At 42.4% G+C, this 26,498-nt stretch carries 14 protein-coding genes, 3 tRNA genes and 1 pseudogene; 2 read left to right on the forward strand and 16 right to left on the reverse strand.

Annotated elements, in window-relative coordinates; genetic code table 11:
• Nucleotides 1–10 precede the first annotated feature (10 nt).
• The 6 genes from GPW69_RS05640 to GPW69_RS05665 all read right to left on the reverse strand — a co-directional run bounded on the left by GPW69_RS05640 (nt 11) and on the right by GPW69_RS05665 (nt 3,113).
• The gene (locus GPW69_RS05640) at nt 11–1,039 is read right to left on the reverse strand and encodes a threonine aldolase family protein (protein ID WP_074391167.1); all 1,029 of its coding nucleotides are present in this window, start codon (nt 1,037–1,039) and stop codon (nt 11–13) included.
• A 61-nt stretch (nt 1,040–1,100) separates the two neighbouring features.
• A tRNA-Arg gene (locus GPW69_RS05645) sits at nt 1,101–1,172 on the reverse strand.
• Nucleotides 1,173–1,209: 37 nt separating this feature from the next.
• On the reverse strand, nt 1,210–2,415 hold the full coding sequence (gene rpsA, locus GPW69_RS05650) for a 30S ribosomal protein S1 (protein WP_013730343.1): 1,206 nt from the start codon (nt 2,413–2,415) through the stop codon (nt 1,210–1,212).
• Nucleotides 2,416–2,538: 123 nt separating this feature from the next.
• Nucleotides 2,539–2,610: transfer RNA gene (locus GPW69_RS05655), tRNA-Gln, on the reverse strand.
• A gap of 137 nt (nt 2,611–2,747) precedes the next feature.
• Nucleotides 2,748–2,828, reverse strand: a tRNA-Tyr gene (locus tag GPW69_RS05660).
• Nucleotides 2,829–2,879: 51 nt separating this feature from the next.
• Nucleotides 2,880–3,113, reverse strand: a complete 234-nt coding sequence (locus GPW69_RS05665) for a DUF2969 domain-containing protein (RefSeq protein WP_012775068.1) — start codon at nt 3,111–3,113, stop codon at nt 2,880–2,882.
• A gap of 206 nt (nt 3,114–3,319) precedes the next feature.
• On the opposite strand from GPW69_RS05665, the pseudogene tnpA reads away from it, so the two are divergent.
• A pseudogene (tnpA, locus tag GPW69_RS05670) lies at nt 3,320–3,791 on the forward strand (IS200/IS605 family transposase).
• 137 nt (nt 3,792–3,928) lie between these two features.
• Here the strand turns inward: tnpA and GPW69_RS05675 are convergent.
• The 7 genes from GPW69_RS05675 to parE all read right to left on the reverse strand — a co-directional run bounded on the left by GPW69_RS05675 (nt 3,929) and on the right by parE (nt 11,962).
• Nucleotides 3,929–4,951: a branched-chain amino acid aminotransferase gene (locus tag GPW69_RS05675; protein ID WP_074391168.1), complete on the reverse strand. Its 1,023-nt coding sequence runs from the start codon at nt 4,949–4,951 to the stop codon at nt 3,929–3,931.
• Nucleotides 4,952–5,061: 110 nt separating this feature from the next.
• Entirely contained in the window at nt 5,062–5,679 is a 618-nt protein-coding gene (locus tag GPW69_RS05680) for a DUF4230 domain-containing protein (protein ID WP_074391169.1), read from the reverse strand.
• A 61-nt stretch (nt 5,680–5,740) separates the two neighbouring features.
• Nucleotides 5,741–8,194 (reverse strand): DNA topoisomerase IV subunit A, encoded by a 2,454-nt coding sequence (gene parC / locus GPW69_RS05685; protein WP_074391170.1) that lies wholly within the window; start codon nt 8,192–8,194, stop codon nt 5,741–5,743.
• Between the two features lie 201 nt (nt 8,195–8,395).
• Nucleotides 8,396–8,848 carry a hypothetical protein gene (locus tag GPW69_RS05690; RefSeq protein ID WP_074391171.1) on the reverse strand — a complete coding sequence of 151 codons (453 nt, stop codon included), beginning with the start codon at nt 8,846–8,848 and terminating at the stop codon, nt 8,396–8,398.
• 2 nt (nt 8,849–8,850) lie between these two features.
• Nucleotides 8,851–9,354: a YkvA family protein gene (locus GPW69_RS05695; protein WP_074391172.1), complete on the reverse strand. Its 504-nt coding sequence runs from the start codon at nt 9,352–9,354 to the stop codon at nt 8,851–8,853.
• Between the two features lie 32 nt (nt 9,355–9,386).
• Nucleotides 9,387–9,989, reverse strand: a complete 603-nt coding sequence (fic, locus tag GPW69_RS05700; protein WP_074391173.1) for a protein adenylyltransferase Fic — start codon at nt 9,987–9,989, stop codon at nt 9,387–9,389.
• Between the two features lie 23 nt (nt 9,990–10,012).
• Nucleotides 10,013–11,962, reverse strand: coding sequence for a DNA topoisomerase IV subunit B (gene parE / locus GPW69_RS05705; protein WP_074391174.1), 1,950 nt, complete (start codon nt 11,960–11,962; stop codon nt 10,013–10,015).
• Nucleotides 11,963–12,104: 142 nt separating this feature from the next.
• Here parE and plsY point away from each other — a divergent pair, with 142 nt between their 5' ends.
• Nucleotides 12,105–12,749 (forward strand): glycerol-3-phosphate 1-O-acyltransferase PlsY, encoded by a 645-nt coding sequence (gene plsY / locus GPW69_RS05710; protein ID WP_044762136.1) that lies wholly within the window; start codon nt 12,105–12,107, stop codon nt 12,747–12,749.
• A 287-nt stretch (nt 12,750–13,036) separates the two neighbouring features.
• Here plsY and addA read toward each other — a convergent pair whose 3' ends face one another.
• From addA to GPW69_RS05725, 3 genes are all read right to left on the reverse strand, one after another.
• Nucleotides 13,037–16,687, reverse strand: coding sequence for a helicase-exonuclease AddAB subunit AddA (addA, locus tag GPW69_RS05715; RefSeq protein WP_171841456.1), 3,651 nt, complete (start codon nt 16,685–16,687; stop codon nt 13,037–13,039).
• Nucleotides 16,687–19,953 (reverse strand): ATP-dependent nuclease subunit B, encoded by a 3,267-nt coding sequence (gene rexB / locus GPW69_RS05720; protein ID WP_074391176.1) that lies wholly within the window; start codon nt 19,951–19,953, stop codon nt 16,687–16,689. Before rexB ends, addA begins: the two co-directional genes overlap by 1 nt.
• 165 nt (nt 19,954–20,118) lie before the next feature.
• A complete protein-coding gene (locus tag GPW69_RS05725) occupies nt 20,119–26,340 on the reverse strand; it encodes a MucBP domain-containing protein (protein WP_074391177.1) in 6,222 nt (2,073 codons plus the stop codon).
• Nucleotides 26,341–26,498: the final 158 nt, after the last annotated feature.

Below are 26,498 nucleotides of genomic sequence, written 5' to 3' on the forward strand. Positions count from 1 at the left end.
TTTTTGCTTGCTATAATCTATTTCTCAATTCATCAATATCTGCTTGACTAGTTGACCAGCTGGTCGCAAAGCGGATGATACTGTGGCTATCGTCGTATTTTTCCCAGAAGCCATAGGCAATTCCAGCTTCTGTCAATCTATCCAATTCTTCATTCTTAACAATAACGAATTGCTGATTGGTCGGGGATTTGAGATAGAATTGAAAACCTTTCTCTTCCAAAATCTGGATCAGTTGCTCTGCCATTTCGATAGCATGACACCCCAATTCAAGATACAAGTCATCAGTAAATAAGCAATCAAACTGGACACCCGTCACTCGTCCTTTCGCCAACAAGGCACCATGGTGTTTGACGATCGATACGAAATTCTTAGGCTGATTATTCTTGGTGAAGACCAGAGCTTCTCCCAACAAAGCACCAAGTTTTGTCCCTCCGATATAAAAAACATCGGTCAGCTCTGCAATTGTTGGCAAATCAAGATCCGTATCGCGAGCTGCAAGACCGTAACCCAAACGAGCTCCATCTAAAAAAATCGGAATATTATGGGTGCGGCAAACTTGGGATAATTCTTCCAACTCTGACTTGCTATAAAGTGTACCATACTCTGTTGGATGGGAAATATAGACCATACCAGGATGAACCATATGGGCATGATTAGCATCTGCGTAGAAATCGGAAATATAGTTCTCAACTTCACTTGCGACAAGTTTACCATCCGTATGCGGTAAAGCCAACACTTTATGGCCTGTGAATTCAATTGCCCCCGCTTCATGAACTGCAATATGACCAGTATCCGCTACAATGACTCCTTCATAGGAAGCTAACATAGACGAAATGACAATTTGATTGGTCTGAGTGCCATCTGCTAAAAACGTAACTTGTGCATGAGGGCAGGCAGTTGCCACTTTAATTTTTTCGATAGCAGATTCAGTATATTTATCAGTGCCATATCCAGATAAACCTTCTTGGTTGCTTGCAACTAAGGCTTCTAGCAAGGCAGGATAGGCACCTTTGTTATAGTCATTTTCAAAATGTAACATATCATAGCCTCCTTGATATAATATAACAAAAAAGCCTGTTAATGCAGGCTTTTCAATTTAGTCCACCCTGAGGGAATCGAACCCCCATCTCAAGAACCGGAATCTTACGTGATATCCATTACACTAAGGGTGGAAAGGAAAAACTTGCACAAGGCAAGTTTTTATATGAATTACAATTCAATGTCACCGAAAAGGTCAGCCATTGAGAATCCAGATTGAGTTTCTGGCAATTCGTAATCACGTTTTTCTTCACGTTTTTGACGACGTGGACGTGGAGCACGTTTTTCAGCTTTTTCTTCACCTTCAACTGCTGCTGGACGCTCTTCCAAAGCTTTGATAGAAAGTGATACACGCTCATCAGCTGCGTTTACTTCAAGAACTTTAACAGTTACTTCTTGACCTACTGACAAAGCATCTTTTGGATTTTCAACACGTTTGTGTGAAATTTGTGAGATATGTACCAAACCATCGATACCTGGCAATACTTCAACGAAAGCACCGAAGTCAGTCAAGCGTTTTACTTTACCTTCGATGACATCGCCAGCTGCCAATTTTTGCTCAACGCCATCCCATGGACCAGGCTGTGTAGCTTTCAATGACAATGATACGCGACCTTCAACTTCGTCGATTGCAAGAACTTTAACTTCAACTTCTTCACCAACTGTTACAGCTGATTTAGGAGATACGTTACGCTCGTGTGACAATTCAGTCAAGTGTACCAAACCATCTACACCACCAAGGTCGATGAAGGCACCAAAGCTTGTGATACGTGCAACTTTACCAGTCACAACTTCACCAACTGCCAATTTACCGAATACTTCAGCACGTGCAGCTGCAGCTTCTGCTTCAACAACGTCACGACGTGACAAGATGAAACGGTTCTCAGCAGGATCAACTTCTTTGATTTTAGCATCAAATTCTTGACCTACAAAACGCTCAGTGTTACGAGTGAAACGGCTGTCGATCATTGAAGCTGGGATGAAACCACGAAGACCTTCAAATTCAACTGCAAGACCACCTTTAACTGCACGAGTTACTTTAACTGTAACAACTTCTTCTTCACGACCAACAAGCTTGTCCCATGCTTTACGTGCTTCCAAACGTTTTTTAGATACAAGATAAGTAACAGTGTCTGTATCTTTACCAACAACTTGGCGAAGTACTAACAATTCAAGTGTTTCACCAACTTTTACAAGGTCGTTGATATCAGCATCACGGTCGTTAGTCAACTCACGAAGAGTCAATACGCCTTCAACACCAGTACCTGAGATAGCTACGTTTGCTTGACCAGCATCAACTGTCAATACTTCTGCAGTTACCACATCACCAGGTGTAACTTCGCTTACACTGTTCAACAAATCTTCAAATTCGTTCATTATAAAAAAACCTCCGACAATCAGGTCTTTCGACCCAACATAAAATATATTTTATTTAAGGCACACGCAAGGACAACAACAATTAGACATCTTTGACGAACTAGACTATATCTAGTACCTTTACTGGGGTAGCTGGATTCGAACCAACGCATGAGGGAGTCAAAGTCCCTTGCCTTACCGCTTGGCGATACCCCAAAACATTTTCTAAGATAGTATTCTGAAATGAACTCGGGCTAAACGCTGTGTAAAAAAGATAAGTCGCCTAGCAAATCAGGATTTGCAGTCAACTCCCTATTTTTAATATGCGTTTGACGACCTTAGTATCTTAGACATGGAGAGAGAGGGATTCGAACCCCCGAACCCGAAGGAGCGGATTTACAGTCCGCCGCGTTTAGCCTCTTCGCTATCTCTCCGTGCACTAACAGTCACTATTCTAACATAAAATAGCGACTATTACAAGCCTTTTAGTGACTTAAATTATAATTTTCAATAATATTTCCGACTGCTTTTTCTAATTTTTTGTAAAAGCTTTCGGTATTTCCATTTTTAATAACTGCAAAGTTATTTTCAGCCAATTCTGCAATTTCTCCAATTACTTTTTTACCTATAACAAGGCGGTAGCCAGGGAACTCTTCTCTATTGACAAGAACTTTGCTATCTTCAATCTGAATTTCAATTTTTTTATCTTTTTTACTCATTTTCAAACCTCACTTTTACTATTCTACAAAAAAAGAGAAGAGCTTGCAAGTGCAAGCCTTCTGAAATTATGGCTTCGAGCCAGTTTTTCTCGTAGAGAAAAACAAGAAAACCACCAGCTATGCTGGTGGCTGACAAGGCTTTGAGCTTCCATTTCTTTTTCCTGATATAATCTAATTGTTCAGGTTAGATAAAGGAGGAAAAAGAAATGGCTAAAACCAGTTACAGTTTATCACATACCAAATGGATGTGCTCTATCACATAGTTTTCACATCTAAGTACCGTAGAAAATCCATTTACTACAAAATAAGGCAGGACTTAATTGATATTTTCCGTCATCTATGTCGATACAAGGGCGTGGGAATCATTGAGGGACACATGATGCCAGACCATGTTCATATGCTTGTCTTGATACCTCCAAAACTTTCAATTTCCGATTTTATGGGATATTTGCAAAGCAAAATCGCTCTAATGATATTTGATAAACATGCCAATTTAAAATATAAGTATGGGAATCGAAAGTTTTGGCCCGAGGCTACTATGTTAGTACCGTTGGGCTGAACGAAAAGACAGTTGCGAAATACATTCGCGAGCAGGAGAAAAATGACATTGCACTTGATAAATTGAGCGTCAAAGAGTATGAAGATCCATTTTCAGATGGCAGTTTTAGAACAAGATAAAAGCCCGTTGTTACGGGCATTAGTCAAGTAATTATAGCACTAACCTGAACGAAGTTCAGCGAACGTCTTTAGACGTCGCTGGAGAGAAACGGCTTATAGCCGGTGTACAAGCCACCCGTTTTCACGGGTGGTTATGACTATTCTACTTCGACAATCCAGCCTTCTGGCGCTTCAATATCACCAAACTGGATACCTGTTAATTCGTCATATAATTTACGAGTGACAGGTCCTACTTCTGTTTCACTATGGAAAACATGGAGTTTGTCTGCAATCTGGATACCACCAATTGGTGAGATGACTGCAGCTGTTCCGCAAGCTCCTGCTTCGACAAACTGGTCTAATTCTTCGACAAGGACTTCTCGTTCCACTGCCTTCATTCCCAGACGATGCTCTGCCAAATACAAGAGAGAATACTTGGTAATGGACGGCAAGATTGATGGCGAAATCGGTGTAACAAACTCGTTATTGGCTGTAATACCAAAGAAATTAGCAGACCCTACTTCTTCAATCTTGGTGTGGGTAGCTGGGTCCAGGTAGATCACATCTGAGAAGCCCTGCTTTTTGGCATATTGGCCCGGTAAGAGCGATGCCGCGTAGTTGCCACCAACCTTAGCTGCCCCTGTTCCATTTGGTGCCGCACGGTCGTACTTGTCCTGAATGAGGAAGTTGGTCGGAGCCAAACCACCCTTGAAGTAGTTGCCAACCGGCATAGCAAAAACGGTGAAAATGTACTCTTCTGCTGGTTTTACGCCGATGATGTCGCCGACACCAATCAGGAGCGGGCGGAGATAGAGCGTGCCACCAGTTCCATAGGGAGGAACGTAATCTGCATTGGCTTTGACCACCTCTTTACAAGCCTTGATGAAAAGGTCCGTCGGTACAGGTTCCATGAGCAAGCGGTCAGCAGTTCGTTGAAGGCGCTCAGCGTTTTGGTCTGGACGAAAGAGCTGGAGTTTTCCCTCCTTGGTGCGATAGGCTTTAAGGCCCTCAAAGGCCTGCTGACCATAGTGAAGGGCTGGTGAGCTTTCTGAAATGTGCAGTTCCGCATCTTCGGTCAATTGCCCTTCAGACCATTGGCCGTTTTTGAAATGAGCGATGAAGCGGTAAGGTAGTTTCATATAAGAAAAACCAAGTTTTTCCCAGTCGATTGTTACTGTCATAGGTATTCTCCAAAGGTATTTTTTACTATTTTACTACTTTTGAAAGTGATTTTCAATTAAAAATTCAGAAAATTTTGTGAATATAAGAAAAAGCCTGGTAAACCAGACTTTTACTCTTTAAAAACAAATTCTAGTTGAATTTCAGGTGAGATAGCATTAAATAAATTTTGATAGTAGTTTTTGGCTGACTCTTTTATGTCTTCCTGATAATCTGCTAGAAACGTTTCTTGTTCTGCTGACTGAAATTCATCTGTGATGAGTTGGGCAGTATCGATTTCTTCCGTCGCAAAACTCAGTATCTCTCCACTCTTATCATATAAGGTATAAGGTTCTTCTGCATCTAATTCCAATCCAATGACTTCAAAGGCTGGAAGGGAAATTTTGTACCGATTTTCAGAAAGATGTTCAATGGATACAGGACTTTTGATACCAAATTTTGCCTTGTACTTGATGATTAAGAGGGCTGATTTTGCTGAGAAGGGCATTTCTTGACCAAATAAGACCGTGTAGTTTTTAGCGGTCACAATTTTCTGGACAGCCGTATTTAGAAATACCAATTCATTGACTTGCTCGACAGACTCAATAGCCGTATGGACACTCACTTCCTGCTGATTACTCTTTTCACCAGAGATGTAGCCGTATCCCCATACACCACACAATAACAGAAGGAAGGACAGAACAAGCCATAGATAGACTTTTATACTGAAAAATAATTTGATAACTTTCATAGCATTTACCTCCCCTACAGTATAGCAAAAAGACTGCTTTGCGAGCAATCTTTTCATCTTTTTAGTCTATCCAGGCTCTGAAGACTTCCTCATCAGAAATGGTATCCGAAATGAAGCTGCCGTTGCTAGTGCGTTCAGACAGGCTAAGCTGGGTCACATCGACCTCATAGAGTTTGCCCATTTTAGACTGCACGTGAAGCACTTGACTAGTCGTTTCATCTTCATTTGCCGTGCTAAAGAGGTCAAAATCCCCCTGGTCCGTCAAGACTGGACCCGCCGCAAAGACACGGTGAGGCTTAGACTTGAGTTCGCGAAGCACCTGCAAACCACGCTTGGCACGACTAGTCACAGGGATTTCCTCCGTTGCCATCCGCTTCAAACTACCACGCTGGGTCAGGAGATAGACGGAGCTGGTATTGCTGATAAAGGCCGCAGCCACCACATCCCCATCCTTGAGGTTGACCGCCTTGACACCGGCCGCCTTGGCACCGATGATTGGCACTTCTTCGATGTTAAATCGCAGAGCGTAACCCTTTTCTGTGATGAGCATGATGTCATCCAAGACTACAGGCGATACAGTAATGACCACATCATCCGCATCTTTGAGTTTGGCATACTTGGTTGACTTAGACTTGTAAGTTCGCCATGGAGTAAACTCCTTCCGCTCCACACGTTTGATTTGACCGTATTTAGTCACCGCGAAATAAGTTCCCTCTTCAAAATTCTCAACCAATTCAGCGAAGATAATCTCTTCATTGGTATCAAAGTTCATCAAGGTCTGACTCAGGTGTTCACCGATGTCTTTCCAACGAATATCTGTCAGTTCATGGACAGGTCGGTAGATAACATTTCCAAGATTGGTAAAGAGCAGGAGATGCTGGGTTGTCTTGGCATTCTGCAAGAAAATCAGCTGGTCATCCTCTCGTTTGCCCATTTCTTCAAGGGTTGAGGCATTGAAAGAACGTGGACTGGTCCGTTTGATGTAACCTACCTTGGTCACGCTGATAAAGGTTTCTTCTTCGACAATCAAGCTGGCGGTGTCAATCTCAATCGCTTCTGCCTGATCCTGCAATTCACTCAAACGAGGATTGCCAAACTGCTTCTTAACCTCACGCAGTTCTTTCTTCATCAGATTGAACATGGTCCGCTCATCGCCGATAATGGCTGCCAAGGTCTGAATCTGCTCGCGTAGGGCTGCCTCTTCATTTTCCAAGGTCACAATGTCGGTATTGGTCAAGCGGTAGAGTTGCAAGGTCACGATTGCTTCTGCCTGTTCCTCGCTGAAATCATAGCTGACTTTCAAGTTTTCCTTAGCATCCGCCTTGTTTTCAGAAGCACGGATAAGGGCAATGACCTCGTCCAAAATAGAAATAACACGGATTAAGCCTTCTACGATATGGAGGCGTTTCTCTGCCTTTTCCTTGTCAAACTTAGAACGGGCAATGATAATCTCACGGCGGTGGGCGATGTAGCTAGACAGAATCTTCTGCAAGCCAACCTGACGCGGTGTGAAGTTATCAATCGCCACCATGTTGAAGTTGTAATTGATTTGTAAGTCGGTGTATTTGTAGAGGTAGTTGAGAATGGTTTGCTCATCGCTGTCTTTTTTCAGCTCAATGGCAATCCGCAGACCTGTACGGTCTGACTCATCACGCACCTCAGCAATACCAGGCACCTTGTTGTTAACACGGACATCATCGATTTTCTTAACCAGAACAGCCTTGTTGACCTCGTAAGGAATCTCAGTAATGACAATCTGTTTCTTACCAGCCTTAAGTTGCTCAATGTCACAACGGCTACGGACAACAACACGCCCCTTACCAGTTTCATAGGCCTTCTTGATTTCGTCAGCCCCTTGGATAATGGCACCTGTTGGGAAGTCTGGTCCAGGCAGGAACTCCATCAACTTTTCTAACTTAGCAGTCGGATGATCAATCATGTAAACAACGGCATCGATGACCTCCGCCAGATTATGCGGCGGGATGTCAGTCGCGTACCCAGCCGAAATTCCTGTCGCTCCATTGACCAAGAGATTTGGGAAGGCAGCTGGTAGCACCGTGGGTTCTTTTTCCGTATCGTCAAAGTTCCAGGCAAATGGCACCGTTTTTTTCTCGATGTCGGCAAGGAGATAGCCAGCCATTTCCGACAGGCGAGCCTCAGTGTAACGCATAGCCGCAGGCGGATCGCCGTCCATGGAACCGTTGTTTCCGTGCATCTCCACCAAAATCTCGCGGTTTTTCCAGTCCTGACTCATACGGACCATGGCATCATAAATAGAGGAATCACCGTGCGGGTGGAAATTCCCCATGATATTCCCGACTGACTTGGCGGACTTGCGGTAGCCCTTGTCAAAGGTGTTGCCGTCCTTATTCATGGAATAAAGAATCCGACGTTGCACGGGCTTTAGACCGTCACGAATGTCCGGCAAGGCCCGCTCCTGAATAATGTATTTGGAGTAGCGACCAAAACGCTCTCCCATGATGTCCTCAAGGGACATGTTTTGAATGTTAGACATAAATTAAGATACAAAGGGACGATTCAGTCCCGTGTTCAGTTAGACAGACTAGCTGAACATTCCTTTCTTTGTTTCTTGGTGGGTAGTTAAATTTTCTTTCTTTTTTACTTTTTTTGATAATCGCCTTAAGTAGTGAGAACGGAAGAGACCTTATATAGCAATTTCTATTGCTATAGCCTTAGCTAAACATTAGTTCTTTACCTAAGTTCTCTGATAAAAGAAAGCAATCATATCCCCTACTCTATCATAAAGATTATCATCAACATATGCTAATTTCTCAATTTCTAGTTCCTCATCATCAATCAAATTTTCTTGATAAGCTTGAGCATATTCACCACACGATTTTAGATAATCCATTATTAAAACTAACTCTTGCTTCTGTTGAGAAGAAAGGACTTTTCCTTTATAGAGAGTCTCCTTTATGAATCGACAGTAGTCTGAGTGCTCTTCACACCAATTGACATTGCCATTTGCTTGAGCTTCCCAGCGAAGTTTTTCTAATTGTCGAAGTAATTTACCTTGTAAAGTAGAAGAAATCCCGTATTTAGGCACATCTGCTCGCCAAATTGAACGTAGAACCTCTGTATGCTGAGAAGCATACGGAACTTTCTTAAGTTGCTCGATAGTTGGCTTTTTTCTTAAAAACTTTATCATAGCTACCCTTCTGCCTTCCACTGACTTGCTTGCCAGCTTCTAAAGTCATCGACATCTGTTTTGATTAATTTCAAACAGGCATTAAGGACAAAGGCATCGTCAAGTAGACCTGCTCCAAGGATGAAATCTGGTAAGGCATCAATAGGACTGAAAAAATAAATCAAAGCACCTATAATTGCGAGGATTGTCCCTTTGGGTAACTTGCTGTAATCTCTACGGATATAGCTTCGCACCATGGAAATCAAGCCTGGAATAGCCGCAAACTTATCTCCACCAAAAGGCATACGAGACAGTTTCCGTTCCGTGCTATGTAAAAAATGTTCTAATTTTCCTTGCTCAGATAGCAAGTTTTCTGCATGTTGTCGAGTTTTGGAAGATTGCCAAATCTTCAATGCTTGTTCAAATTTCTCTTCCAACTCCTGTTTGTTTTTAAATGGCTTGCGCTTTCGAGCCCATTCAGACAACCGTTTTTGAAAACGGTCAGTTAATTTTCCTATTAATGGCATAAAACACCTCACATAGTTTGTCTTTGCTAGATTTACAAATCCTCAGTACGATATAGGTTGTAACCCTCATAGAAATAAGAATGGTCGATGCCCTTGAAATAAGTAGCCTGACCAAGATCTTCCGTTAAGGCTTGCAATAACAGATATTTAAGCTCTCCTGTTGACACATGGCTTCTAACCATGGCATTGAAATACTCATCTTTATCAATGCTATTCCAATCAACCACCTTGCCCAAACTATCCCGTAGCATACAATCCAACCAGATACGCATACTGCGTCCATTTCCTTCTCGGAATGGATGTGCAATGTTCATATCCGCATATTTTTCAACGATTTCGTCAAAGGTTTCATGAGGTAGCTTGTTGATATAGGTTAAAGACTGCTCAAGAAAGATTCGAGGAGCAAATTGAAAATTATCTTTGGCAATGTTGACATCACGAATTTTCCCTGCAAAGTCGTAAATATCCTCAAATAAAGCTTGATGAATGTGTGCCAAACCTGCAAATGTCCCTACTTCTATCTGGAACAGTTGGCCTGTTTCGAACAAGAGGGCTGCCTTTTTCTTGCTGATTTGTTCTTCAAGACGGGCTAATTCCGCCGAATTTTCAATCCCAAATTTATTTTCTAAAACCATACTGCACCTCAACCTCTCTGAGATTATTTAGTAAAAGCTGTCGCTTCTTCCAAGGTAAACTTGACATTGTCTTCAATCCACTTGCGACGTGGCTCGACCTTGTCGCCCATGAGGACGGATACACGGCGTTCAGCACGGGCTAGATCTTCGATGGTGACACGGATAAGGGTACGGGTTTCAGGGTTCATGGTTGTTTCCCAGAGCTGATCGGCATTCATCTCACCAAGACCCTTGTAGCGTTGGAGGATAAAGCCCTTGCCAAAATCCTTGCGGAGATCTTCTAATTCCCCGTCAGACCAAGCATAAGCAATCTTTTCTGTCTTGCCCTTGCCTTTTGACATCTTGTAGAGGGGCGGAAGGGCGATGTAAACCCGTCCTGCTTCTACTAACGGTCGCATATAGCGATAGAAGAAAGTCAGCAAGAGGGTCTGAATGTGGGCACCGTCCGTATCCGCATCGGTCATGATAATAATCTTGTCATAGTTGACATCTTCCAGCGTAAAGTCTGAGCCAACACCTGCACCAATGGTGTAAATCATGGTGTTGATTTCTTCATTTTTGAGGATGTCCGCCATTTTAGCCTTAGCTGTGTTGATCACCTTACCACGCAAAGGTAGAATGGCTTGGAACTTGCGGTCACGGCCCTGTTTGGCAGAGCCTCCGGCTGAATCTCCCTCGACCAGATAGAGTTCGTTTTTGGCTGGATTTTTAGACTGGGCTGGGGTTAATTTTCCTGATAGGAGGCCCTTGTCCTTCTTGTTTTTCTTACCATTTCGGGATTCGTCACGCGCCTTACGCGCAGCCTCGCGGGCGTCACGCGCCTTAATAGCTTTACGAACTAGATTTGAAGCTAATTCCCCATTTTCCAAAAGGAAGAAGGTTAATTTGTCTGATACAATGCCGTCAACCACAGGACGAGCAAGTGGGCTTCCCAACTTGTCCTTGGTCTGCCCTTCGAACTGCAAATGCTCTTCTGGTACAAGGATAGAGAGGACAGCAGACAGACCTTCACGGTAGTCAGAGCCTTCCAAATTCTTGTCCTTTTCCTTGAGCAAGTTGGTCTTACGAGCATAGTCGTTCATGGCCTTGGTAATGGCTAGTTTGAGACCTGTTTCATGGGTACCGCCATCCTTGGTCCGAACGTTGTTAACGAAGGAGAGGATGTTGTCTGAGTAACCGTCGTTGTACTGCATGGCCACTTGGACTTGGAATCCTGCATCTTCTCCTTCAAAATAGAGGACTGGTGTCAGAGTTTCCTTGTCTTCGTTGAGGTAGGATACAAAGTCCTGCACGCCATTTTCATAGTGATACTCTTCCTGCTCACCCGTCCGCTCATCTGTCAAGGTCATAGTGACTTGTTTGAGCAAGAAGGCTGATTCTTTCAGGCGTTCGGCAATGGTGTTGAACTTGAAATCAGTCGTTGAGAAGATGGTATCATCAGGCATAAAGGTAACCTTTGTACCTGTTTTTGATTTTGGAGCGGTACCAATCTTCTCTAAAGTCGTAACTGGCTTTCCGCCCTGCTCAAACCGTTGCTTGTAAACAGCTCCGTCACGGGTAATCTCAACTTCCAACCAGCTGGACAGGGCATTGACCACCGACGAACCAACCCCGTGGAGACCACCTGAAGTCTTGTAGCCACCTTGACCGAACTTACCACCTGCGTGGAGAACGGTGAAGATGACTTCGACTGTTGGCTTGCCTGTTACGTGCATACCGACGGGCATTCCACGTCCACGGTCGGAAACAGACAGGCTGCCGTCCTTGTTAATGGTCACGTCAATCCGATCACCGAAACCTGAAAGAGCCTCATCGACAGCGTTATCGACAATCTCCCAGACCATATGGTGCAAGCCGTTTCCGTCTGTGGATCCGATGTACATACCAGGGCGTTTGCGAACGGCATCTAGGCCTTCCAATACCTGAATGGCATCGTCATTATAGTTATTTATGTTAATCTCTTTCTTAGTCAAAATTGACCTCCATACTTATCATCCTTTCTATATTACAAGTTTTTTAGCATTTTTGCAAAATATTTCTGCTACCTATCGGCTGAGACAACTCATAAAATAAGATTTTGGACTAAATTAGATGAAAATATGCTATAATGAAAACATGTTAGTCAATCTTATTTTACTATTTATTGCATATTTATTGGGATCTATCCCGTCAGGACTTTGGATAGGTCAAACTTTTTTCAATATCAACATTCGCGAACATGGTTCGGGAAATACTGGAACAACCAACACATTCCGTATTTTAGGTCCGAAGGCAGGAACGATTGTATTTGTAATTGATTTTCTCAAGGGAACGTTGGCAGCCTTGCTTCCGCTGATCTTTCATGCCCAAGGAATTTCTCCGATTGTATTTGGGTTAATGGCTGTCTTAGGACATACTTTCCCTATCTTTGCCCAATTCAAAGGTGGAAAGGCGGTTGCAACATCTGCTGGTATGCTTCTAGGCGTCGCACCTGCTTTCTGTCTCTATCTGGTTGTCATCTTTGTGACTTCTCTTTACCTCACTTCGATGGTTTCCTTCTCCAGCGTATTGGCTGCTGCTTTAGCAATCTTAGGAGCTCTGCTATTTCCAGTAATAGGAATCATCCTGCCAAGCTACGACTGGCTCTTCACCATCATCATCGTCTTTTTGGGCCTATTTGTCATTATCCGCCACAAGGAAAATATCCAGCGGATTTTGAAAAAAGAAGAGAACCTTGTCCCATTCGGACTCAATCTAACCAAACAGAAAAAGCGAGTTTAACCACTCGCTTTTCATTTATAGTCTTTTAGTTTACTTTTAGTACTCGCTCCAAAGGTTCGGGGAACCTTTGGAGGTTGGAGATATAGCGAACAAAGTTCGCCTCAATAGCTGCAGACAGCTTGTACAGTCGAGTGACTGTGCAAGGTTGGAGATAGCACTTGCGGAGCAAGTTACCCCCTGCAGAGTACGGCAAAGCGAGTTCAAACAATCCAGTGGAATGTTTGAAGTTGGAAATAAGGAAACGGAGTTTCCTCTTGCGTCGAAGTAATAAAATAAAAACTAAATGGCTATATGTTGACTTCAACCACTTCAATCCTCTCCCCACCAAGCAAAATCAAATGACAGTCTACACGATCTATCTTGTAGGCTTTTTTCAATGCCTCGGCATAGAGTTGCATTTGAGCTTGGTAACGTTGGCTGAGTTGGCTTGGTTGGTCATACTTGTCAGTCTTGTAATCAAAGAGGACAATATGGTCATCGTACAGTAGGTAGCCATCGATAATCCCACGAAGGACAAATTGTTCCTGCGACAAAGAATCTGTCTGCAAACTTGCAAATGGAGCTTCTCGGTGGAGTTTGTCCGTATTGGCTAGAATTTCTCTTCCTAAGTCTGTATCAAAGAAATCTAAAATCATCTGAATATTGATTTTGTCTTTAACCGCTTGCTCAGCATGAACAGTTTCTAGGGCTTCTCTTACCGTATCTTCTGTCACCAACCAAGACAGATCCAAGCGTTGCATGAGTTCATGGACTGCTGAACCGACTTGGGCTCCAGTGATTTTTGGTTTCTTGGAGAAATCTGGCAAGTTGAAGGTTCGTTTTGGCTGGTATTTTTCCATAACTTCCATGCCTTCTTGTTCCAAGACAGGCTCATAGAGTTTCTTGATTTGACTTGGAGTACGTAAACTTGGTAATTCGATGGCAGCCTTATAGCGGGCATTCAACTTTTGGACAGAAGATAATTGGTCCAAGGCCTGGACAATATCTTCTGATTGACGAATATCTTTAAGGCTGGCGTCTTCAAGCTTATTCTTCAATGTCAGTTTACCAATCTTCTCCTCTGTCAAATCCTCATCCGTTACAAAGACTTTCTTGAAGTGCAAGTCTTCTCCTGAGAAGGCCTCATCAATGGCTAGAATCCAGTCTTGGAAGGTCGCCATACTTTCACGAGTTGATTGGGCAAGGACGCCATCTTCCTTCTTACCATCGTATTTTTCAGCTAACTTGTCAGCATTGCCCTTTCCAACCAGATACAGCTTCTTCACTGCACGCGTTAGTGCAACATAAAGCAACCGCATTTGTTCTGAAAGATTGGCAATTTTTAGCTCTTGGAGATTATTTTGATAAGGAAGGGTGTTCATTAAGACTCGCACCTGAGGTAATGGGCTATTTACCTTATCTTTCATATCCGCTAAATATTGGATACCTAGACCATTTTTCCGGCTGATGATGACTGACTGGTAATGGTCTTCCAAGTTGAATCGCTTATCGATGTTCATGAGGAAGACATATTTGAACTCCAAACCTTTTGACTTGTGAATGGTCATAAGCTGTACAGCATTTTGCGGTAGAAACTCTTGTACATCTGCCAAGTCCTTGTCGTTTGCTAAGGCACGGTCAATCATGGCGATGAAGCGGGACAAGCCCTTGTAGCCTGTTTTTTCAAACTGGTTGGCACGCAGACCTAGTGCATAGAGATTGGCCTGACGCTTGCTGCCATTTGTAAGAGCACCGACATAGTCATAGTAGAATTTTTCATTGAAAATCTTCCAGATCAAGTCATAAATAGAGTGCAGCTTGGCAAAGGCACGCCAGTTTTTCAAAATAGACAAGAAATCCGTGATTTTCTTCTTCAACTCTCCTGACATCAGTTCAGGGTACTGCCCACTTGCTTGCTGGGCTAATTCCATTTTCTGGTAAAAGAAACCTGTCCCAGCCTGCAAGGAAATCCGTGTCAGCTCATCCTCATCGAATCGGAACATAGGCGATTTGAGAAGGGCAACCAAGGCATAGTCATTGAGCGAATTGTTGATAACCCGCAAGGTATCCAGCATAATCATGACTTCTAAAGATTGCAGATAGGAGGCTGCTCCGCCATCTGCCACAATAGGAATCCCATGTTTTTCAAAAATGGACATAATGAGATCATTGTGCGTTCGTTTTTGCACCAAGAGAGTGATGTCTTTGAAGTCTGCTCCTTCTTCATTGTGAAGACGAATAATCTCTTTTGCAACGACCTCAATTTCACCAGCAGTCAGAGGAGTTTCCTCCTCAGCATCCGTTGAAGAAGGTGCACTATCCTGCTGGTCGTAAATCAAGTATTCCATCTCATGCTTGGGCTGGGCAATTTTTTGACCAGGACTACCAGCCACCAGACTGTGGGTGTCGTCATACTTGATTTCCCCTACTTGGCGGTCCATCAGGCGCGTGAAAATAGCATTTGTTGCCTCCAAGACCTCAATCTGACTACGGAAGTTTTCCTTGAGCAGAATCAATTTCCCAGCCTGAGGATTTGCCTGATACAGTTCAAATTTCTCTTGGAAAATCATCGGATCCGCCTGACGGAATCGATAGATGGACTGCTTAATGTCGCCCACCATAAAGCGATTATGCCCGTTAGACAGCAAGTCCAACATCCGTTCTTGGCTATGGTTGTTATCCTGGTACTCGTCCACCATGACTTCGTGGTATTTTTCTTGGAAAAACTGGCGGATGTCCGCATTTTCTTCTAAAATACGAATAGCGAAATGCCCAATATCGCCAAATTCAAAGGCTGCTTCCTTGATTTTGACATCCAGATAAGCCTGCGAAAAATCCAAGACAAAGTCACGTAATAATACAAGCAGTGGCAAAGCTTGAACCTGATAATCTTTCAGCAGGGTCAATTCATAAACTTCCTGACCCAAATCTCGTAATTCTGAGATAATCTGGTTCTTGCCAGCATTGTATTCTTCTTTAAAGGCTATCAAATGCTCATCTTTTGGTCGATTGACATTGGTCAGGCCCTTGCCTCTGGACTGGTCATTGATGAGAAGGATTCTTTCAACCCGCTCCATCAAGCCCTTCTGGTCCAGACTATCTAAACCTGTCAACAAATCCAAGACTTCTTCCACATTGGCAAAATACTTGGCGGAACCAAAGTCATTTCTGCCCCATTCCACATGGTAGCGGAAGAAATCTGTAGCTTGATAGAGCTTGTCTAATACTTTTTCCTTAAAGCCTTGCTCTAAGATCTGCTCTATACGCTCTTGACTGTACAAATCAGCTTGAACAGCCTGCTCTTTCAGCCATTTAGTTGGACTGCTCGTCGATTGACTAAAATCATGCACCTGATAAACAACTTGACGAAAACCACTATTATCCTTGCGGTTGCCTGAAAAATTGTGAACCAGTTTGCGGAATGTACCATTTTCATCCTGTTCAAGATAATCTGCAAAGAGCTGATCAAAAACCTCTTTTTTCAGACTCGCTTTTTCTGTCTCATCCTGTAAAATCCGAAACTGCGGAGAAATGCCAAGACTATAACCATAGGTTATGACCAATTTCTGCGTAAAGGAGTCCATGGTCCCAATGTCCGCCTTGGTCAAATCCGCCAACTGGGCCGACAAATGCCGACGCAATTCCATATCGGTCGTCTCAGCAATGGTTTCATTGAGATTTTTCTCAACCCGCTCCTTCAATTCACCAGCCGCTTTGACTGTAAAGGTCGAGATAAAGAGCTGGTCGATTCCCACACCACGCTTCAACTTATCCAAAATCCGTTGAACCATAACGAAGGTCTTTCCTGACCCTGCCGATGCAGAGACCAGAACATTCTGACCGTGCGTGTAGATGGCTTCAATCTGCTCAGGTGTGCGTTTTTGTTGCTTATCAGAATTAGCTTCCGCCAGCTGCACAGCCTTGATTTCTTCCGCGCTTAAAAATTGTTCAAAAGCCATTAGTCCTGACCTCCTTTCATTCGTTCCATCCAATCTTGACGCTTGGCCTCTTTGATCAACCGCCGCGCCATGCCCATGTGCCGATCCGCCTCAAAACCAGTGATTGCCTTCAACTGCTCACCTGCTACCGAACGCCCATCTTTGGTATAAGGGTTAATAGCAAAGCGACCATCTAGGATGTCCTTGGCAGCTTGTTTGTAGAGTTCTTGGTTGTGGTTCAATAAAACCGCAAACTCTTCTTCCGTGTAGAGTTGGTTACGAGTCTGATAAAAATGATTGAGCCCCTGACTTCCCTCCTTCAAGAAAAGCCCCTTGTAAACCAAGCTCGTATTGGCAGCTCCTTCTAGCTGTTCTAAATTCTTTGTGTCTTTTAACTTGATAATCGGATCCTGCAAATGCAAATACATAGCCCCAAAAACAGGTTTATCCTTGGTTTCATCCAGCTCTTGTAAGGCTGCCAGGTAGGTCACCAACTGAGGTTTTAGACCATTGTAAAATTCTCCAACTGAAAAAGATTGGTCGCTGGACTTGTAATCTACAACACCGACAGCCTGATTGATTTGTAAGGTATCCAAGCGGTCAATTGTACCATTTACATGTACACTCTTGCCATTTTGAAGGTCAAAAACCAGCGCCTTATCCTGACGGAAACTCTTTTCCTGACCATCAATTTCAACCAAATCATTATCCCGCAAAATGGTTGCACTGGAGCGAGCAATCTTATCCAGCACCTCCTCCGTATAACGAGCATCCGCATCCTGGTTATAAAACATAGCAAATTCTGCCTCGTCACGCGTATGCAGGATGGCCTTGTCCACTTTTTGATCAAAATCTAGATCAGATTGGTCCATGACCACTCGTTCAAAAATCCGATGCAAGAACAAACCATGCTGAAAGGCAGTCGGATGGATGGATTCCTGTTCCCGCAAGCGAAGAACATTACGGACAAAGTAAAGATATTGGTTGTTGTAGAAATTGGTCAAGCTGGATGCAGAAAGATTGAGCGGCTTATCCTCTGGATATAAAGCAGCCAAGGTATCAGCTGCAAGCTGTTTAGAAGTAATTTCGCCAGTAATGGTCGGAATTTCAATGCCTTGCGACTCCAATTTCTTCTTCAAATGGCGAACCAAGACTGTCCAGAAGGCCGTCTGCCCTTCCCATTCTTCATGATCAAGAGATGGTCTTTCCGACTCAATCAAACGGGATAAGAGACTCTTGTAGTGACCGATGTCTTGTGAACTAAGTGTTTTCATCCTTCCACGTTCTTCGGTTTTCAGCCCCATTTTTTGGAGAATCTTGATATAAGGGGAGAGACTATCCTCGCCTTCATTATATATCTGAGGAGTTGAAATAACTAACTGTTCCGTCGCAGCATTCAGCAGAGACATCATGGCAGCATGGTTCTTCTTGATATTCTCTCGGCTGACCAAATCAAAACGTGAAGAGCTAGCTGAGACAAGATTGATTTTCTCCATCTCTTCTTCTGTCAATAGACTGGTATTCTTGGCAACTTTTGGAAAATTGGACTGGCCCATACCGATAGCATAAACATACTTAGCAGTGTGTGGCTCAATCAAATCATAGGATTTGACATTGACCACATCAACCGTTGCAGGAACGGTACGATAGTGACTAGCCTGCATGCCGGCCTGTAAAATAGCCAGAAAATCATCCATTTTCAATTTTTCTTTTCCGAAAATCTGATGAAAATTCTCTAGAATATGGGTAAAACTTTTCCAGACCTGCTCTTCTTTTTCTTGCTCTACCTCACTCAAATTTCGAGACATTTTTTCCATATTTTTAGGAAGCTCAATTGCCTCCAAAAAAGCCATAAATTTCTCAAGCAAGGCAGTTCCAGATTGTGGTCCAGCCTTAAACAGCTGGTTCAAAGGCTCCATAATCTTAGCACGTAGGGGTTCCAAGACAGTCAAATCATAGACAAGCCTTTTCTCCTTGATGGCTTCAGCATCGTAGTCCGCTCTGCCATTGACCGAAAAAGCCCGCGAAAAAGCAGCCTGCCCCTTCATATCCGCAAAGAGGATGTAAGACTCAAATAGGTCCAGCTCCTTTTGGGAAATGCTGGCGTACAAACCAGATTTGAGGAGATTGAGCAGGTCTTCCGCACGGAAACGATAGCGGCGCAAGCGCTCCAAGGACTCCACAAAATGAACCAGGGGATGATGACTCATCTCCTCTGCCTTGCCGAAATAGTAAGGAATATCATACTTGTCAAAAATCTTGCCAATCTGCAACTTGTAGCTATCTACATCACCCAAAAGTAATAAGATGTCTTTATAGCGAGCCCCTTGATGCACATGCTGACGAATTGCAGTCGCAACCTGCTCAACTTCTTCTTTTTGGTTAACGACTTCCCATAGTTGGATTTTTTCTTGGTCTGCTGGAGTCAAGTCTATCATGGTCCCGCTGTAGTCATAATAGGCTTCCATATTCTTTGAAAATTTACCAATACTGTCCAAGACTGGCTCTTGACCAATATAAGTAGCCGTAGTCTGGAACTGCGTTGATAACTGACGTAAAAAGTCAACGTTGGCTTGATAAACGTTCCCTTCCGCATAGGTCGCTTGCACAGCTTTCTTGCTGGCATATACACCAATCAGGATTTCCGACACCCGTTCATTTAAAGCACTTACTAAAGCTTCTTCTTCTGCCGAAAAACGAGAAAATCCGTCTACCACCAGCACAATGTTCTTCAACTGCTCATCCAACTGACCAGTTTCCACCAAGCTAGTCAGCTGTGCTAACTGAGACTGATGCTCAAAGCCTTCTTTGGACAAAATGTCTGTTACAGCCAGAAAAATCTTTACCAAATCAGCCTGCTTATCTGGTGACTCCATGGCTTCCAAGTCCAAAATAGACATATTTGCCCGTTGCAATTCTTTGTATAAAGCAACTAGCTGGTTAATAAACCCAAAATCTGTCTGTAAACGACCATAGACTTTCAAGTCGCCGTCTTTAAATTGCGATAGCACACGAAAGAAAATCATGGCCAGACCAACATCATCCAGCGGTTGACCTGCTTCTTTCCTATCAATCATCAAATAGCGGGCCAATTGCCCAAAACGGGTCACGATAATATCAAAAGTTGCCTGTTCAGGCAAATATTCCAAGACCTTGCGCTCCATCTCAAAGGATAGAGAGTTTGGAGCAATGTAAAAAACTCGCTTAGCTTCCTTAGCAAATTCTGCTGCGGTATCCGTTAAATACTGCGTCAGAGGATTGCGAATATCTGTATAAACTAATTTCATATCAAATTCTCATTCTTTCATTGAATATACTATGTCTAGTATATCAAAATTCAAACAAAAAAAATGGTCCAATGGACCATTTTTTCAGAAAGGTAATTCTTTCTACATTTATCTAAATTTCTTCACTTATTCTATCGGGGGAAGAATTCGTGTAAAGAAACATAATTAGTCTTCGTTACGACGACGTTTGCCTGCAAGAGCGATTGCTGCAACCAGCATCGCTGCACCAAGGACGCCAGCTGAAGATGAAGCTTCACCAGTATTTGGCAATTGTTTCGTCTTATCAGCAGTTGGAGTCGGAGTTGCTGGCTGAGGCTTCACAGGAGTTTCTGTAGCAGGTGGGGTCGGCTTATTAGAAACTTTGCGATAAATATGCGTTGTGTTACCTTCAACATCAACTACAGTACGTACATATTCATAACCAGGAATTGATTTATTTGGTGTTGTACCATCTTCTTGTGGTGCAACAGGATTACCTTCTTCATCAACGTGTTTTGTTATGACTGTCTTAGTTGGTGTTTTCTTGTAGATGTGGGTTGTATTGCCATCTTCATCAGTAATCGTCTTACCTGTGAACTCATATCCTGGGATTGATTTGTCAGGTGTTGTACCTTCTTCTTGTGGTGCAATCGGATTACCTTCTTCATCAACGTGGTTAGTTACAACTTTCTTAGTTGGTGTTTTCTTGTAGATGTGGGTTGTGTTGCCATCTTCGTCAGTAATCGTCTTACCTGTGAACTCATATCCTGGGATTGATTTATCAGGTGTTGTACCTTCTTCTTGTGGTGCAATCGGATTACCTTCTTCATCAACGTGGTTAGTTACAACTTTCTTAGTTGGTGTTTCAACCTTACGGTAAACATAAGTTACCTCAGTTGTTTTACCACCTACAACAGTACCGTTTTCTGAACCATCAACACGAACAAGCTCATAAGTTGTACCATCTTCTGTAGTGATAGTAGTTGGTTTGTTGTCGGTTGTATCATAAGATTTACCAGCTGGTGCATCTGTTTCATCATTTACAGGTGACTTGATGACTGTGCCATCTTCTGTTACATAGTTAACAACAACATTACCGTTTTGAACATAAGGAATTGGTGTATCTTTACCAGTTTCATCTGGAGTTGGTGGTACATAACCTTTACCTGGATCATTTGGATCAACCGGTTTCAATGGTGTATTGTCCTTAGGATCTACTGGTGTGTAGCCTGGAACATAAGGAATATTTGGAACTTCACCATTTGTTCCTGGTGTTGTTGGATCAACCGGTTTATCAGGATTTGTTGGGTCAAACGGATAAGGGATAACTGGGTTAACTGGTGTTGGATTTTCCGGTGTTGACGGAATTTGTGGAATCCAGTTCGCAACTTTCTTATACACGTAAGTAACAACAGTTTCGCCTTCTACAACTGTACCATTCTCTGAACCAATTGTCTTAGACGGAATTAATACATAACGTGAACCATCTTCCGTTGTAATTTCAGTTGGTTTGTTATCGGTTGTGTCGTATGACGTACCTTCTGGAGAGGTTGGCGTATCTGTCACAGGTGACTTGATGACTGTGCCATCTTCTGTTACGTAATTAACAACAACCGTACCATTCTTAACTGCTGGAGTTGGTGTAGATACCTTACGATAAACATAGGTTACTTGTGTTGTACCCTCTACGACTGAACCAGATTCAGAACCGATTGTCAATACTGGCACGATTTCATAGACAGTACCATCTTCTGTCGTGATAGTAGTTGGTTTGTTGTCGGTTGTGTCGTATGCTGTACCTGTTGATACAGACTTCGTATCTTCGACAGGTGTCTTGATAACATTACCTTCTGTATCGATATAGTTAACAACAACATTTCCTTTCACTTCTTCGTAAACATAAGTTACTTGCTTATCTTCACCTGAAGTGATTGTTCCATTTTCATCACCCGTTGTTGCGTTTGGAACAAGTTTGTAGGTCTTACCGTCTTCGGTTGTGATAGTTGTTGGTTTGTTATCTTCTGTTGTATAAGACTTACCTGGCTCAGCGTTTTCTTCATCCTTCACAGGAGACTTGATAACTGTACCATCGGTCGTTACATAGTTGACTGTGACTGAACCACCTGGTTCGTAGATGTATGTGACTTCTGTTGTACCTTCAACGACATTACCTGTCTCGCTATCACCAGATTTCACTTCCTTGTAGTAGTATGTAACACCGTCGTGTTTGATAATGGCAGGTTTGTAATCTGTTGTATCGTATGGTGTATCCAATTTAGCATCTGTTGTATCATTTACTGAAGTTGCAATTGTTTCACCATTTGTATTGACATAATTAACAACGACACTACCATTTGGTTTTGGAGCAGGAGTTGTTACTTTTTGGTATACATACGTTACTTGTGTTGTACCTTCAACTACTTTACCTGTTTCATCACCTTTTGTTAATACAGGAACAAGTTTGTACTCTGTACCATCTTCTGTCGTGATAGTAGTTGGTTTGTTGTCGGTTGTGTCGTATGCTGTACCTGTTGATACAGACTTAGTATCTTCAACTGGTGTCTTGATAACATTACCTTCTGTATCGATATAGTTAACAATAACATTTCCTTTCACTTCTTCGTAAACATAAGTTACTTGCTTATCTTCGCCTGAAGTGATTGTTCCATTTTCATCACCCGTTGTTGCGTTTGGAACAAGTTTGTAGGTCTTACCGTCTTCGGTTGTGATAGTTGTTGGTTTGTTGTCTTCTGTTGTATAAGACTTACCTGGCTCAGCGTTTTCTTCATCCTTCACAGGAGACTTGATGACTGCACCATCAGTCGTTACATAGTTGACTGTGACTGAACCACCTGGTTCGTAAACATATTGAACAGTTGTTGTACCTTCGCTTACGGTACCTTTCTCAGTAGCAGATGTCGCTTTAACTTCTTTGTAGTAGTATTTCACGCCATCTTTAGTGATGGTTGTTGGTTTGTAATCAAGGGTCTCATAAACTGTTCCAACAGCTGTTTCAGGTGTATCTTCAACATCCGCTGCGATTTTTTCGCCGTCAGTATTGTAATATTCAACTACAACATTACCTGTTTTAGCAACCGGCGCTTCTACTTTACGATAAACATAGGTTACTTCCGTAGTTTTACCACCTTCAACTGAACCATTCTCATTTCCATCGGTGCGAACAAGTTCGTATGTTGTACCATCTTCGGTAGTAATTGTCTTCGGCTTGTTATCAGTCGTATCATACGGACTACCCGTTTTTGCGTTTGTTTCGTCATTAACAGGTGTCTTGATGACTGTACCATCTTCTGTGATGTAGTTAACAACAACATTACCAGCTTTTTCATATACATAAGTGACTTCTGTTGTACCTTCTACAACCTTGCCTGTTTCATTTGAACCAGGCTGAACCTCTTTGTAGTAGTATACATCACCAGTCGCATCTTCAATGATTTTCTCTGGTTTGTTGTCCGTTGTATCGTAAGCTGTACCTGTTGATGTTGCTTTAGTATCTACGACTGGAGTTGCAATTACCTTTCCGTCTGTATTGACATAATTTACAACTACATCACCATACTTAGGATTTTCTTTGAAGTAAACCACTTCATTAATATCTGCATCAGTAGCTGCAACGGTTTTATCCTTAACAGTTTCTGTCATTGGTGCATCTGCACCTTCAAGAGTCGTACGAGTTGCAGTATAGTCTGTGATTTCTGGAATCAAGTTACCACTTAGAACATCTGTAGAATCTGCTGACCATTCACCATAAGTAATCTCACCTGTAACAAGGTTAACTTGAGCTGGACGAGTAAAGGTTACTGTTTGAGTCTTAACAAGTGGTGTACCCTCAGTAGAGTCTTTTGGCAAGATATTACCTGACGCATCTACACGGACTGGTGTTCCATCTTCATACTTGTATTCAACAGTACGCGTTACTTCTTGAGTAGTTTCCTGATTTTTTACTGTATCTGGCCAGACTGGTGAGTTTGGATCTGTTGGATCCACTGGTTCCCCAGGTACAACACCTTTAGGAACGTCAACGACACGAGGCTTGATGACAACTAGGAATTCTTGTAGCACCGCCGTATCAGAATCATAGTCTTGACCGCCTGAGGTAGTAAAGTTATCCGAAACAAGTTCATAACCTAGCTTTTTGTACTTATTAATCGTTTCTTCAGTTGAGTAGTTAATATCTGTTCCTGAACCACCCATCAATATACCTGAATCTTCTAAATAGTCTGTAGCACCTTCAACTTGGTAGCGGATGATAGCCTCTTGATTAAGTGCACGATACACATAAGTAGTTGTCAAAGCTGCAGGTGTGGAAGCTCCGCGCAAAGTCTGTTGAATACCGTAAGGTGCGTATCCCAAATCAATATATGAACCGTTAACAGACTGCCATGCAAAAGGAGTATCAGCACCTGTATTCGCTTTGGTCCATACTTGGGAACCGATAAAAATTCGTCCGTAAGGACCTGTTGCATCTGTACCTGACCATTGAGCTACTACACGATATTTAGAACCTTGGGCATTTAGAGGAGACTCCGCAAACACCATATAGCCTGAGTCAGGATCAACTGTATAATTTGCACTAATTGTTGCATTGGTATTATAATCATAGCTTACTCTATCTGGAGTGTAACTCAAATGAGAAGTCTCTAGCAACTTGAAGAATCCGCGAGTATCAAGACCATCCCAGTCTACTGTTCCCGTATAAGTTGGATCCAAAACATAAATCTCATGAACATATTCTGTATTTGATACAATAGTACGAATTACCTTGTATTGAATCGTATTGGATTTGTCAGTTGCAGTATTAACTTTACCAGCAACATATACCGTACCTACTGGATAACCACCTTGGGCTGGTTCCACAATCTTCTCAACAAACTCATAGCCAGCAAATTCACGTTGACCAGAAGATGTAACAGTTTGTCCACCGATGGTTTGAAGATTATAAGTTGCTAAAATTCTTCCATCTTCTACTTTATAAGTAGTCGTGTTAATTTGATAGACGGGCAGGATAGTATTATTGTAGATTGAACCAGTAGTATCACCGATGAATCTCAAATTGCCGTAAGTACTACCATCAACGGCATTTTGAGTTTCATAACTCAACTTAATATTTTCATTATTAGCATTAATGGTTTTTGGATATGTAAAGACTACACTTGTATCGGTTTCCACCGTGTGTTTCTCTAGTACTTGTCCATCGGTTTTACTGACTAACTCTGCTAAAACAGTCTGTGTATTTGGGTTCGAATCTAGAGAGAAACGGACGTAAGCATTCAAAGCTGTTCCATTAAATATACTACCAGCCATGTTTACATTATATGAATTCAAGTCGTATGAATCGAAAGTATACCATCCAGCCTCAGTTGTAGCTGTCACACCAGTTCGAAGAGTGTGTGGCTTGATACCTGCTCCATTTGGATCATCCATTGACGGTGTAGCCGTTGTGCCTTTTTCAACAAGAATTCCTTCGCCTTCACCAACTTTAAGACCTGATGTTACCGAGGTATTCAAAGCGACTTCGATTACATCAGAACCTAGGAATTTACGCAACTCAAGAGCAAGTGCTTCAACATTTGAACGAACTGCATTGATTTGAGCATTCACGGATTCAAGCGTTGCAGTTGAATCGTTCAATACCACTGTTGCTTCTGTTACAACCAATTTAGTTGCGGCAGCTGATGTTTTCAACGCTTCATTTGTGCTATCTGCAGCAACAAAACGATTAGCTTCATTTGCCAATACTTCCGCTTCTGAAGTTACTTGCTCAAGAACTGTTTTAGCTTCTTCTACAGTTGCAGGTGTCGTAGGTGTAGTTGATGTAGCTGCTGTAGTTGTTGAACTAGCAGTTGCTACAGTTGTTGATGTTGTAGTTGGTGAGCTAACAGTTGCTGTAGCTTCTACTTTTTTGACAACTTTTACAGTTACAATATTTTCAGCATTTTCAGTCACTTCATGCAAAACTGTTGCCGACTCACCAGATGCCAATTCATAACCTTCTGGTACAACCGCTGTTACTGTTGCTGTTGCTTTGGCAATTGCCTCTGTAGTTGTTGTTGAAACAGATTCTACCGAAGCACTTACGACTGAACCGTCCTCGAGGACATACTTAACAATGTAAGAAATATCAACCGTACGTTCAGAACTTGCAGCTGTTTCTGTTGATAAAGCAACTGACTCTTTTGCATCTGCATTCAAGGAATCAACCGATGTACTACTTGCAGTAGTCGCATCTGAGGATGCCGCAGTCTCTTCTGCTTTAACAGTTTGTGCACCAGCCCCCATAACCAATGACATACCAAGTAAGACACTTGCAGCACCAAAATGATATTTACGGATTGAGAAATGTTGCTTCATTCCGTACCAATTAAACGACTTTTTCTTAGCTTTACGCATCGAAAAAACCTCCCCCAATTTTTTATTTATTAATTACAAAAATTTTACAGTTTTTACAAAAAATCCTTGAAAAATTCAGTAATTATCTATTGTATTATACTATAAATAATTGAACACGACAAACAATATTATCCAATTTTCTTAAAAATTATATTTAT

The sequence above is a fragment of the Streptococcus suis genome, from assembly GCF_902702775.1.
Taxonomy (GTDB): Bacteria; Bacillota; Bacilli; order Lactobacillales; family Streptococcaceae; genus Streptococcus; species Streptococcus hashimotonensis.

Coding starts and splice junctions, on each gene's coding strand:
- GPW69_RS05640 (WP_074391167.1), bottom strand. CDS start 1,039: ATGTTACATTTTGAAAATGACTATAACAAAGGTGCCTATCCTGCCTTG.
- rpsA (WP_013730343.1), bottom strand. CDS start 2,415: ATGAACGAATTTGAAGATTTGTTGAACAGTGTAAGCGAAGTTACACCT.
- GPW69_RS05665 (WP_012775068.1), bottom strand. CDS start 3,113: ATGAGTAAAAAAGATAAAAAAATTGAAATTCAGATTGAAGATAGCAAA.
- GPW69_RS05675 (WP_074391168.1), bottom strand. CDS start 4,951: ATGACAGTAACAATCGACTGGGAAAAACTTGGTTTTTCTTATATGAAA.
- GPW69_RS05680 (WP_074391169.1), bottom strand. CDS start 5,679: ATGAAAGTTATCAAATTATTTTTCAGTATAAAAGTCTATCTATGGCTT.
- parC (WP_074391170.1), bottom strand. CDS start 8,194: ATGTCTAACATTCAAAACATGTCCCTTGAGGACATCATGGGAGAGCGT.
- GPW69_RS05690 (WP_074391171.1), bottom strand. CDS start 8,848: ATGATAAAGTTTTTAAGAAAAAAGCCAACTATCGAGCAACTTAAGAAA.
- GPW69_RS05695 (WP_074391172.1), bottom strand. CDS start 9,354: ATGCCATTAATAGGAAAATTAACTGACCGTTTTCAAAAACGGTTGTCT.
- fic (WP_074391173.1), bottom strand. CDS start 9,989: ATGGTTTTAGAAAATAAATTTGGGATTGAAAATTCGGCGGAATTAGCC.
- plsY (WP_044762136.1), top strand. CDS start 12,105: ATGTTAGTCAATCTTATTTTACTATTTATTGCATATTTATTGGGATCT.
- addA (WP_171841456.1), bottom strand. CDS start 16,687: ATGGCTTTTGAACAATTTTTAAGCGCGGAAGAAATCAAGGCTGTGCAG.
- rexB (WP_074391176.1), bottom strand. CDS start 19,953: ATGAAATTAGTTTATACAGATATTCGCAATCCTCTGACGCAGTATTTA.
- GPW69_RS05725 (WP_074391177.1), bottom strand. CDS start 26,340: ATGCGTAAAGCTAAGAAAAAGTCGTTTAATTGGTACGGAATGAAGCAA.